Here is a 12,266-nt window from a genome sequence, read left to right on the forward strand (position 1 = left end):
CCCGGGGCGGGCCACCGGGCATCCGGGCGGATGCCGGGGCAGCCGGAGCAGGCGGCACGAACGCAGAGGGGACGCATGTCGAAGCCGGAGCACACCGATTCGCCGGCGGCGAAGCAGGACCGGGCGAAGCCTGTGTCGGCCGAGCCGGAGTCGTCCGTCGAGGCCGCCGTCCCTCCCGCCGGAGCCCCTGCCGAGGCCCCTGCCGCGGAGGCAGCCGAGGCTGCGGCCGGGAAGCCCGCGGCGAAGCCGGGCCTGCCGAAGCCGCGTGCCGGGGCGGACGCCGCCGAGCCCGGCCGCCCGTCGAAGCCGTCAGCCCGCACGACGGGTTCGGCTGCCGCTGCGGCCGCCGCCGAGCCGGAGGACGCGAAGCCGGCGGCACGCAAGACGGACCTGTCGAAGCCCGGGTCGGCGGCGGCCACGGCCCCGGCCGCTGCGGACGAGCCGGCTGCCGCCGAGCCCGAGGACGCGAAGCCCGCGGCGGCCAGAACCGATCTGTCGAAGCCCGGAGCAGCTGCGGCGGCGGCCGGGGCCGAGCCGGCGAAGCAGCAGGGCGCCAGGAGCAGTGCCGAGGCCGTCCGGACGACCTCGGGGAACCCCGTCATCGACAAGGCCGATGCCGTCGCCGCCGCCGTCAAGGCCGCAGCTGCCAAGGCCGCCGAGGCCGCCGGCACGGAGGGCCGTCTCCTCGCGGGCCGCTACCGTCTCGGCCAGGTCCTCGGCAAGGGCGGCATGGGCACCGTCTGGCGGGCCGAGGACGAGACCCTCGGTCGCACCGTCGCCGTCAAGGAACTCCGGTTCGGCAACGGCGTCGACGAGGACGAGAAGCGCCGCCTGATCACCCGTACCCTCCGCGAGGCCAAGGCCATCGCGCGGATCCGCAGCGGCGGCGCCGTCACCGTCTTCGACGTGGTCGACGAGGACGGCCGCCCGTGGATCGTCATGGAGCTCATCGAGGGCCCTTCCCTCGCCGAATTCATACGCGAACAGGGCCCGCTGACGCCCCGCCGCGCCGCCGAGGTCGGCCTCGCCGTGCTCGACGTGCTGCGCGCCGCGCACGGCCAGGGCATCCTGCACCGCGACGTGAAGCCGTCCAACGTGCTCATCGCCTCCAACGGCCGTGTCGTCCTCACCGACTTCGGCATCGCGCAGGTCGAGGGCGACCCCTCGATCACCTCCACCGGCATGCTCGTCGGCGCCCCCTCCTACATCTCGCCCGAGCGCGCCCGCGGCCAGAAGCCCGGCCCGCCCGCCGACATGTGGTCGCTGGGCGGCCTGCTGTACGCCGCCGTCGAGGGGGTGCCCCCGTACGACAAGGGGTCGGCGCTGGCCACCCTCACGGCGGTGATGACCGAGCCGGTCGACCCGCCGCGCAACGCCGGTCCGCTGACCGAGGTCATCTACGGCCTGCTGGTCAAGGACCCGGCCCTCCGCCTCGACGAGGAGCGCGCCCGGGCCATGCTGACCGCCGTGGTCAACGCGCCCGAGCCGGAGCCGGCCGCCCCGGTCCTCGCCCCCGAGGTCGAGGAGACCCGCCAGATCTCCCTGTCCGCGGCCAAGGAGGCCGCGGACCGGGCAGCGGTCGAGAAGGCCGAGAAGGCCGCCGAGAAGGCGGAGAAGAAGGAGCGCGAACGGCGCGAGCGCGAGCAGCGCGAACGGGCCCGCGCCGCACTCAAGGCGGCCCGCAAGGCCGCGGCGACGGCGGGCGCCGCCACGGCCGCCACGGCGGCGAACGCGTCGACGGCGACCGCCACCCCCGCGGGGCCCCCGCCGTCCGGTCGGACCGCGCCGGTCGCCGCGCCGCTCACCGACGTCATGTCCCGCCGCACCATCGGCCTCGCGATCGCCGGTGTCGTCGTCGCACTGGCCGCCATCGGCTCGCTGCTCGTGTACGCGTTCAGCGGCGACGGTGCGGGCGGCAAGAAGGACGAGGGCAAGACCGGTCAGGGCACGACGTCCTCCGGCAACCCGACCCCGGGCCCGTCCGGCAAGACGGGTGAGGCCGCCGCCACCGCGGGCAAGACGGGCGGCGGGAGCACCGACCCGAGCCAGGGCCAGACCCCGAACGGCCAGCAGAGCCCAGGCCAGGACGGTCAGACGGGCGGCGGCCAGGGGCAGGGCCAGGGCCAGGGCCAGGGCAACGCGCCCGGCGGACCGGCCGCGGGCCTTCCCGCCGGGTACGCCGTGGTGACCGACCTCGGCTTCCACTTCTCGATGGCGATGCCGCAGGGCTTCAAGCAGACGGGCACCGCCGGTGACAACTCCGGCGCCATATACAGCCGCGACGGCGGCTTCCCGCGCATCCAGGTCGACTACACCGACAAGCCCGGCGACGACGCGCGCAAGGCCTGGGCGCTCCTCGCCCCGGCGGTGGCGGGCAGCAGCTCGGGCTACAAGCAGATCCGGATCGACCAGGTGTCGTACCGGGACTACCCGACCGCCGCCGACTGGGAGTTCGAACGGGACCAGAGCGGCATGCGGGTCCGGGTGCTCAACCGCGGCTTCAAGGTCGACGCGAAGCGCGGCTACGCCATCATGATCAGCTGCCCCGCGGACCAGTGGGACGGCCCGGAGTGCAGCCAGATGCGGACCGTGGCGTTCCAGACCTTCCAGCCGCTCGCCTGACGGCCGTTCCCGGACTGACGAGCCTTCACAGGCCCGGGACGCGGGTGCCCCCGGCCACGTATCGTGTCGGCGGGGGCAGTGGGGAACCTGCCCCGCAGCGCACTCGGGGGAGGCGGAGTGGACGACTACGCGGGTCGGATCCTGGCCGGCCGCTACCGTCTGCCGCTGCCGCCGTCGGACGAGTACGAACTGGTCGAAACCCGCGCCTTCGACACACGCAGCGGGCAGGAAGTGCTCGTACGACAGGTGCCGTTACCCGAGCTCGTGGACGCGGAGCTGCTCGACGAGGAGCCGGCAGGGGCCGGTGGCGGAGCCGGAGCCGCCGTCCGGGCGGGAGGCGGGGGCCTCCCGGCCGGGGAGCTCCCGGCCGTGCGCAGGGCCATCGCGGCGGCGCAGGCGGCCGCGTCCGTCCCCGACCATCCGCGGCTGGACCAGGTCTTCGACGTCTTCGCCGAGGGCGGCTCGCTGTGGATCGTGAGCGAGCTGGTGCCGGCCCGGCCACTGGCCGCGCTGCTCGCCGACGAGCCGCTGACCCCGTACCGGGCGGCCGAGGTCGCCGCCGACGTCCTGACCGCGCTGCGGGTGCTGCACGCGCACGGGTGGACGCACCGCAACATCACGGTCCGGACCGTCCTGATATGCGATGACGGGCGCGTCGTCCTGACCGGCCTGGCCGCCGGGGCCGCGGAGGACGCGCTGTGCGGGTACGACCCGGTTCCGGCGGAGGACGGCGCCCCGCCCGCGGTCACGGGCTGGGGCACCCCGCCGCCCCGGCCCGCCGGCCTGCCGCTGGTGGCCCCGGGCTACGAAACGGGCCCGCGCCGCACCGACCGCACCGGCCCGGACGAGTCGCCCGCCCCGGGAGCCGCCGACGCCCCGCTGGTGGCCCCGGGCTACGAAACGACCCCGCGGTACCCGGTGGTCGAGGGCGCCGGGGACCCCCGGGAGCCGGCCGACGGCGGTCCGGTCTCCGCGCGCCCGGCGCCGGAGGCCCCCGGGAGGGGTGTGCCCGGCCGGGTCGTCGGCCCGCGGTACGTAGACCACATCACCCCCGACCGGCACCCGGAGCCGACGGCCGCAGGCGCTGGGCACGGAGGGGACGCGGCCGGCGGCGGTGAGGAACCACCGGACGCCGCGCAGGGCCCGGCGGGCCCGCGGTACGCCGACCACGTCACTGCCGACCCGCCGGACCCGGAGGCGGCCGCGCGGGCCGGCGTCCTCGCCGCGTACCGGGCCGGGGTCCGGGCCGCCACGGCGCGGGTCACGCAGGAGCGCAACGCCGTGGCCGATGCGGGCCCGGCAGCGGAGCGGCGGCCGCAGGGCTCGAACCTGCCCCAGGGGTACTCGTACCCGTACGGCACCCCCGGGGCGACCGGCACCGGCCGGGAAACCGTCCTGAACGCTGCTCCCGCTGCCGGCGCCGGCACGGCCGGGGGTGCCGACCGGGTCCCGGAACCGGGTGCGGAGCCCGTGGCCGGTCCGTCGGCAGGGAGGCCCGCCGCCCACGGCAGCCCGGAACCCGGCTCCGGATCGGTGGCCGGTGCACCGCCCCGATGGGGCGGGACCACTGCCGCCGGGCCGGCCACCGCCCCCGGGAAGGGCCCCGAAGGCCGCACCTCCGTAGCGCTGGAAACGGGTCCGGGGTCCGTGACCGGTCCCGCAGGGCGGAGCCGCGACTCCGGCCCCGCAGCCGGAAGCGGCGCGGCCGGCCACACCGCCGCAGGCGCGCGAGCCGGCTCGGACTCCGCGGACGCCCCGTCGGCCGGCCCGGGCGCGGGCGACCACGCCGGTCCGGGCACCCGCGCGGAGACGGTACAGGGCACGTACGCGGGCGCGGGGGACGGAGCCGCCTGGCACGGTGTCACGCCGCGGCAGCAGGTCGCGGCGCTGCCCGCGGGGCAGCCGCGCCCGGAGGCGGGGCCGCCTGCGCTGCCCGCACGCCTCGCCCTGCCGCAGGGGTACCGGCAGGCCGAGGACGCCACTGCCTACCTGCGTCCGGGCCAGCCGGGCCAGCCGGGCCAGCCCCGGCCCGTGCCCGCGCACATCCCCGCCCCGAAGCCCCCGCCCCCGCCCGCCCCGGAGCCCGCCCCCGGGCCCGCGTCCGCTCCGCCCCCCGCCGGGCCCCGGCCCCCGTCCGGCTGGGCCGGGTCCCCCGGAACCCGCTCCGGGCCGCGCAGCGGGCTCGACGCCGAGCGGGCCCGGCAGACGCGGATGGCCGTGGTCGGGGCCGTCACCGAGCGGTGGGCGCCGGAGCAGGCGGGCACCGTCAGCGGGCCCTGGCAACTGGCGGCTCCGGTCGGGCCGGCCACTGACCTGTGGGCGCTCGGCGCGCTGCTCTACCGCGCGGTGCAGGGCCACGCCCCGTACCCCGAGGACAGCGTCGCCGAGCTCGTCGAGATGGTCTGCGCCGAAGCGCCCGCCTTCGCGGAGGACTGCGGCCCGCTGCGTCCCGTCGTGGAGTCGCTGCTCCGCCAGGACCCCACCGAGCGCCCCGACTTCGAGGAGCTCCGCGGTTGGCTCCGCTCGCTCGTGCGGTCCGCCCCCGAACCGGACTCCGGCCATGCCCTCGGCCAAGGGCACGGTCAGGGGCACCGGTTCGGCGCGCCCCCGCCCCCCGAGCCGGACCCCGCCCGGCTGCCCGTCGTACGCCGCCGCGGCGAGCTGCACGGCCGGCACCGCAGCCCCGGCCCCGCCCGCAAGCCCCGCGCCCTCGGCCGGAACCTGCTCCTGGGCGTCCTCGTGCTGATGGCGGGGGCGGTGGCGTACGCGATGCTGTTCCTGCCGGGCGCCACGGACGAGGGCGACCGCCGCCAGGACACCGCCTCCCAGACCCCGGTGGCCAGGACGGAGGCTCCCGCCCCGCAGTCCTCGCCGCCCGCGGCCGGCGGCTCCGGGCCTCCGTCCGGGGCGCCGGTGTCCCCGACGGCCCCGCAGTCCGCGGCGCCCGCACCCCCGGGCTACACGGTCCAGCAGGACCCGGAGCACTTCGAGATCGCGGTGCCCTCCGGCTGGGAGCGCCGCGGCATGAACGAGGCCGGGCAGGTCCGCTACACCGACGGCGAGTACGTCCTGATCGTGGTTCCCGGCCGGGACAAGGTCGAGGGCAGCCCGGATCCGGCGACGTACCAGAAGGACAAGGAGCCGGAGCTGGCGCCGTACCGCTCCTCCACCTGGGCCAGCGGCGGCGACGTGAAGACCACCAAGGTCGGCCAGCAGCTCCGCGTCACCGGCCGGTACACGTGGATCGACGGCAACGGCCGAAACGTCGTCGCCCGTAACTTCGTCGTGGCGCTCGGCGGCAGCTACCACGTCGTCATGGTGACGGGCCCGCAGGACGGCGAGGGCAAGGTCACCGAGGTCTTCGAAAAGGCCACGGGGAGTTACAAGTCCGGCGGATGATCGCGGACTGACGGTGACTCAGTACGGCAATTGCGTCACAGTGCTGCCGGAACCACGCCTTCGCGGTACCGGCTGCGCCGAGCGCTTCGTAATCTGTCCCGAAGTGCACAACAGTGGCGGGGATTCGTGGAACAGCAGACAGGTGCGGGCGCAGTGCTCGCCGGCCGGTACCGGCTCGTGGAGCCCATCGGCAGCGGCGGCATGGGGAAGGTGTGGCGCGCCCATGATGAGCTCCTGCACAGGACCGTCGCCGTCAAGGAGCTGACGGCGGGTCTGTACGTCGCCCAGGCCGACCGGGACGTGCTGCACGCCCGGACGCAGAAGGAGGCCCGCGCGGCGGCCCGCATCCAGCACCCGGCCGTCGTCACCGTCCACGACGTGCTGGAGCACGACGACCGGCCGTGGATCGTCATGGAGTACATCGACGGCCCCTCCCTCGCCGAAGCCGCCAAGGCGGCCGGCCGCATCGAGCCCCGCGAAGCCGCCCGGATCGGGCTGCACGTCCTGGGCGCGCTGCGCGCCGCGCACGCGGTGGGCGTGCTGCACCGGGACGTGAAACCCGGCAACGTGCTGCTCGCCAAGGACGGGCGGGTCCTGCTCACCGACTTCGGGATCGCCGCGATCGAGGGCGACTCCTCCATCACCCGCACCGGCGAGATCGTCGGCTCCATCGACTACCTGGCCCCGGAGCGGGTCACCGGCGGGACCCCCGACCCGGCCTCCGACCTGTGGTCGCTGGGCGCGACCCTCTACACGGCGGTCGAGGCCCGCTCCCCGTTCCGCCGCACCTCGCCGATCTCCAGCCTGCAGGCCGTCGTCAACGACGAGCCGCCCGCGCTGCGGCAGTCCGGGCCGCTGGGGCCGGTCATCACCGCCCTGTTGCGCAAGGACCCCGAGGAGCGGCCCTCCGCGCAGGAGACCGAGCGGATGCTGCTGGAGGCGATGGAGGGCCGCGAGCCGAAGGCCGCGCAGGCGTACGTGCCCACCCGTGCGGTGACCCCGCAGGAGCTGGCCGATGCGCGGGAGCCCGAACCGGACGGCCCCGCGCCGTCCGAGTCCGTACGCACGACCGAGCTGCCCGGTCCGGCGGAGCCGGCCGCCGCCCGGCCGACCCCGAGCGCGGGCCGGGTCAAGCGGGCCGCGGCAGTGGCGCTGGTGGCGGCGCTGGTCGGCGGCGGCGCGGTGTTCGGACTGCTGAAGTACACGGGGGACGCAGCCGAGGGCGGTGGCTCCGACAGGCACGCGAGCGCCCCCGACCAGCAGGGCGGTACGGACGGCAAGGACACGGCCCCGCCCGCGGGTTGGACCGAGGTCACCGATCCGGCGGGCTTCACCCTGTGGGTGCCTGACGGCTGGAAGCGCCAGCTGGACGGCAACCAGATCGACTACACCCCGGACAACGGCAAGCACTTCATCCGCATCGCCGTCGACACCACCCCGGACTACGACAACCCGCACGCGCACGTGCTCGACCTGGAGAAGCAGGTGAGCCGGCGCACCGACTACAAGCGGCAGAAGCTGAACCAGAACAGCTTCCAGGACACCACCCGCGCGGCGATCTGGGAGTTCACCTGGACCGAGAAGGGGGTGCACGCCGGTCCGCGCCGGGCCATCGAGCAGATGTACATCGCCCCGGACGGCACCGAGTACGCGGTGTACATGTCGGGGCCCGCGGCCGACTGGGAGACCACCCGGGCGCAGTTCGACACCGTGCTCACCGGCTGGGCCCCGCCCCCCAAGAAGGGCTGACCCCGCCCGGCCCGGCCATCCTGCCAGCGTTCACTGGCGGATGTGGCAAAATCCGGTTACCGACGGGTACCCAAAGGCCGCCGGGCGCAATACGCTCACCGCCATGACGGACACGCAGGCCCCGGCCCCCCTCCGCAGTGCACCGCAGCCCACCAATCCGGTCGCCCCGGCCCCGGCCGGGGCCCGCACCGCGGCCGACGTGGTCACCCCCGACCTGATCGCCCGGCTCACCCGCGGAGTGATCGGCTCCGGCCGCACTGCGAACCACACCCCCTTCACCGGGGACGCACTCGCCGACCTGCCCGAGGCCACCCCCGAGGAGGTCGCCGAGGCCTTCGACCGGGCCCGCGCCGCCCAGGCCGCGTGGGCCGCCGTTTCCGTGCGCCGCCGGGCCGCCGTCCTGCTCCGCTTCCACGACCTGGTCCTGGACCGCCAGGCCGAGGTGCTCGACCTGATCCAGCTGGAGACCGGCAAGGCCCGCCTGCACGCCCACGAGGAGGTCCAGGCCGTCGCCGTCGCCGCCCGCCACTACGGCCGCAAGGCCCCCGCGTACCTGCGTCCCAAGAGCCACACCGGCGCCATGCCCACCCTGACCAAGGTCACCGAGCTGCGCCAGCCGCGCGGTGTCGTCGGGCAGATAGCGCCCTGGAACTACCCCCTCGAACTCTCCGTCGGCGACGCCCTGCCCGCCTTCGTCTCGGGCAACGCCGTCGTGATGAAGCCCGACACCGAGACCGCGCTGACCGCCCTGTGGGCCCGCGATCTGCTGATCGAGGCCGGTTTGCCCCCCGAGGTCTTCCAGATCGTCCTCGGCGAGGGACCCGTCGTCGGCCCCGAGGTGGTCCGGCACGCCGACTACGTCTCCTTCACCGGGTCCACCCGTACGGGCCGCGAGGTCGCCCGGGGTGCGGCCGCCCGCCTCGTCGGGGTCTCCCTCGAACTCGGCGGCAAGAACGCCATGCTCGTCCTGCACGACGCCGACGTCGAGAAGGCCGCGGCGGGCGCCGTCCGCGCCTGCTTCTCCTCCGCCGGTCAGCTGTGCATCTCGATCGAGCGGCTCTACGTCCACGCCTCGATCGCCGACGAGTTCGTCGAGCGGTTCGCCGCCCGTACCAAGGCCATGCGGCTCGGCAGCTCCCTCGCCTACGGCGCCGACATGGGATCGCTCGTCGGCGAACGCCAGTTGGAGACCGTCACCCGGCACGTCGACGAGGCCGTCGCCAAGGGCGCCACCCTCGTCGCCGGCGGCACCGCCCGCCCCGACATCGGCCCGCTGTTCTACGAGCCCACCATCCTCGACGGCGTCGACGCCCCGATGGCGGTGTGCAGCGAGGAGACCTTCGGCCCGGTCGTCTCGATCTACCGGTTCACCGACGAGGACGAGGCGATAGCCCAGGCCAACGCCACTCCCTACGGCCTCAACTCCAGCGTGTGGACCAAGGACGCCCGCCGCGGCCACGCCGTCGCCGCCCGCCTGCGCACCGGCACCGTCAACATCAACGAGGGCTACGCGCCGGCCTACGGCAGCGCCCAGGCGCCCATGGGGGGCATGAAGGACTCCGGTCTCGGCCGCCGGCACGGCTCCGAGGGCATCCTCAAGTACACCGAGGCGCAGACCGTCGCCCACCAGCGGGTGCTGCCCATGGCCCCCTCGCTGGGCATGGACGACGAGCGGTACGCGGCGTTCATGACCCGCAGCCTCAAGGTGATGAAGGCACTCCGCCTGCGCTAACAGCCCGTCCGTCCGCCAAGGAGGCGCGTCAGTGGCACAGCCGTACGTCCGCGACTACGACTACGACGTCATCGTCATCGGCTCGGGCTTCGGGGGATCGGTCTCGGCGCTGCGGCTGACCGAGAAGGGCTACCGGGTCGGCGTCCTGGAGGCGGGGCGCCGCTTCACCCGCGAGAGCCTGCCGAAGAACAGCTGGGACCTGCGCAACTACCTCTGGGCCCCGGCCCTCGGGCTCTACGGGATCCAGCGGATCCACCTGCTCGGCAACGTCATGGTGCTGGCGGGCGCCGGAGTGGGCGGCGGCTCGCTCAACTACGCCAACACCCTGTACGTGCCGCCGACCGCGTTCTTCGAGGACCGCCAGTGGGCCTCGATCACCGACTGGCGCGAGGAGCTCGCCCCGTACTACGACCAGGCCGAGCGGATGCTCGGGGTGCGCCTCAACCCGACGACGACCCCCTCCGACGTCCACCTCAAGGCCGTCGCCGAGAAGATGGGCGTCGGGGACACCTTCCACATGGCCCCGGTCGGCGTCTTCTTCGGAGACGGCGCCGACGCCGAGGGCGCCGCCGCCGTGGCCAAGCCCGGCGAGGAGGTCCCCGACCCGTACTTCGGCGGGGCCGGACCCGCCCGCCGGGCCTGCACCGAGTGCGGCGAGTGCATGACCGGCTGCCGGCACGGTGCGAAGAACACCCTGAACGAGAACTACCTCCACCTCGCCGAGCGCGCGGGCGCCGTGATCCACCCGATGACCACGGTCACCGCCCTCGCCGAGCACCCGGCCGGCGGCTACCGGGTCCGCACCGTCCCCACCGACGCCCGCCGCCGCGGCATCGCCAAGGAGCTGCGCGCCCGGTACGTGGTCGTCGCGGCGGGCACGTACGGCACCCAGACCCTGCTGCACACCATGAAGGACAACGGGCTGCTCCCGCGGATCTCGGCCCGCCTCGGCGAGCTGACCCGCACCAACTCGGAGGGCCTGGTCGGCGCGCAGACCGACGACCGGCGCTACCGCAGGCGGCACGGCGCGGACCGGCGGGCCGACTTCACCCGCGGCGTGGCCATCACCTCCTCCGTGCACCCCGACGCCGACACGCACATCGAGCCCGTCCGCTACGGGCGCGGCTCGAACGCGATGGGCTTCCTGACCGTGCTGCAGGTGCCCTACGGCGGCCACCGGGTCCGGGCCTGGTGCGCGCGGACCGCGAAGCACCCGGGGCAGCTGCTGCGCTCGCTGTCCAACCGGCGCTGGTCGGAGCGGACGATCATCGGCCTGGTCATGCAGTCCCTGGACAACTCGCTGACCACGTACCGCAGGACCCGCGGCCCCGGCAAGGGACTGCTCACCGCCCGTCAGGGGCACGGTGCCCCCAACCCGGTGCAGATCCCCGAGGCCACCCGGGCCGCGACCCTGCTGGCCGAGGAGATCAACGGCTTCCCCGGCAGCAACATCGGCGAGCTGATGGGCACCCCGCTGACCGCGCACTTCCTCGGGGGCTGCCCGATCGGCGCCTCGCCCGAGGAGGGCGTGGTGGACCCGTACCACCGGCTGTACGGGCACCCCGGCATCTCGGTGGTGGACGGCTCGGCGGTCTCCGCGAACCTCGGGGTCAACCCCTCGCTGACGATCACGGCGCAGGCGGAGCGGGCGATGTCGTACTGGCCGAACAAGGGCGAGCAGGACCCGCGCCCGGAGCAGGGCGCGGCCTACGTGCGGCTCGCCGCGGTGGAGCCGGTCCGTCCGGCCGTGCCCAAGGAAGCCTTCGGCGCGCTGCGGCTGCCGTTCCTCGCGGTCCCGGAGGTTCCGCCGCGTACGCCCGCGGGAGCGGCGCCGGAGCCCGGGGCGCCCGGGGCGGGCGCCGAGACGGGTGCCGGGGCCGGGGCGGCCGGCTGATACGCGGCGGGTACCGCGCTCCCCCTCCGAGCGCGGTACCCGCCGCGGTACATAGGTGACAGGCGTTCGGCACCGAAGGTTGTACCCGCAGGACACCCGCGCACGTGTGGCGTCCGTCACACCCGCCGTGCAGTGGGGGACGGCTCCGGCCGGGCAGGGAGCCGGACATGCGAACGGCCGGCCCGGGGCGTCCCCTGGGCCGGCCGTCCTTCCGGGGTGACCGGGCTGCTGTCCCCTGCCGTCCGGTCACGCGAGGAGCGAGGTCCCACGACGTACGTCGCACGGGCCGTACGCCTCATCGCTCCGGTGGAGCCACGCGTGGTGCTGGTCCCGCGACTGGCTGACGCGGCCACCCACACCAACGAGGGCGCTCGGAGCCGGTCACGGGCCGTACGGGTGACGAACGGGCGTCAGACGCGGCCGCGGCAGAGCTCCAGCAGGGTCATGGCGAGCGTGGTGCCGGGCCTGCCGAGGGCGTCCTTCCAGTGCGCGAGCACCTCCATCTCGCGCGAGAGGTGCACCCGGCGCCCGCCGGAGGCGATCCGGGTCTGCTGGATGACGGAGGAGACGGCCATCCGCTCTTGGATCAGGCCGATGATCCGGTCGTCGATGGCGTCGATGCGCTCGCGGGAGGTGGCGATCAGCTCCTCGGGGGAGGCGGTCGCGGCGGCGGTGGCGGTGCGGGTGGCGTTCATGGCGGGGTTCTCCTGTCGGTGGGGCCCGCAGGACCAGTGGAACGCCGCAGCGCCCCCGGCGAGGCGGACCCGGGCCCCGCGGGCAGTAAATGGGTCGGAGGGACCCACAACAAGAACCCACGCGGCCCGCCCGCCCCGGGGCCATCGTTAACTGGAACGACACCTGGATACGCCC

The 12,266-nt window shown here is 75.2% G+C and carries 6 protein-coding genes; 5 read left to right on the plus strand and 1 reads right to left on the minus strand.

Annotated elements, in window-relative coordinates:
- Positions 1-75: 75 nt before the first annotated feature.
- The 5 genes from ACFV7Q_RS13995 (at position 76) to ACFV7Q_RS14015 (ending at position 11,396) form a co-directional block, all read left to right on the plus strand.
- Positions 76-2,622 (plus strand): serine/threonine-protein kinase, encoded by a 2,547-nt coding sequence (locus tag ACFV7Q_RS13995; protein WP_385428033.1) that lies wholly within the window; start codon positions 76-78, stop codon positions 2,620-2,622.
- A gap of 117 nt (positions 2,623-2,739) precedes the next feature.
- Positions 2,740-6,021 (plus strand): protein kinase, encoded by a 3,282-nt coding sequence (locus ACFV7Q_RS14000; protein WP_385428036.1) that lies wholly within the window; start codon positions 2,740-2,742, stop codon positions 6,019-6,021.
- Between the two features lie 126 nt (positions 6,022-6,147).
- Positions 6,148-7,770 (plus strand): serine/threonine-protein kinase, encoded by a 1,623-nt coding sequence (locus ACFV7Q_RS14005; RefSeq protein WP_385428039.1) that lies wholly within the window; start codon positions 6,148-6,150, stop codon positions 7,768-7,770.
- A 103-nt stretch (positions 7,771-7,873) separates the two neighbouring features.
- A complete protein-coding gene (locus ACFV7Q_RS14010) occupies positions 7,874-9,502 on the plus strand; it encodes a succinic semialdehyde dehydrogenase (protein WP_385428042.1) in 1,629 nt (542 codons plus the stop codon).
- A gap of 31 nt (positions 9,503-9,533) precedes the next feature.
- The gene (locus tag ACFV7Q_RS14015) at positions 9,534-11,396 is read left to right on the plus strand and encodes a GMC oxidoreductase (RefSeq protein ID WP_385428044.1); all 1,863 of its coding nucleotides are present in this window, start codon (positions 9,534-9,536) and stop codon (positions 11,394-11,396) included.
- 410 nt (positions 11,397-11,806) lie between these two features.
- Here the strand turns inward: ACFV7Q_RS14015 and ACFV7Q_RS14020 are convergent, their stop codons facing one another.
- Positions 11,807-12,091 (minus strand): chorismate mutase, encoded by a 285-nt coding sequence (locus tag ACFV7Q_RS14020; protein ID WP_385428047.1) that lies wholly within the window; start codon positions 12,089-12,091, stop codon positions 11,807-11,809.
- Between the last annotated feature and the right edge of the window lie 175 nt (positions 12,092-12,266).

Origin of the sequence: Streptomyces sp. NPDC059851, from assembly GCF_042732005.1 — a bacterium.
Lineage (GTDB): Bacteria > Actinomycetota > Actinomycetes > Streptomycetales > Streptomycetaceae > Streptomyces.

Bases quoted from the DNA above. Each gene is read 5' to 3' on its own strand.
- ACFV7Q_RS13995 (WP_385428033.1), top strand. From the start codon at position 76: ATGTCGAAGCCGGAGCACACCGATTCGCCGGCGGCGAAGCAGGACCGG.
- ACFV7Q_RS14010 (WP_385428042.1), top strand. From the start codon at position 7,874: ATGACGGACACGCAGGCCCCGGCCCCCCTCCGCAGTGCACCGCAGCCC.
- ACFV7Q_RS14020 (WP_385428047.1), bottom strand. From the start codon at position 12,091: ATGAACGCCACCCGCACCGCCACCGCCGCCGCGACCGCCTCCCCCGAG.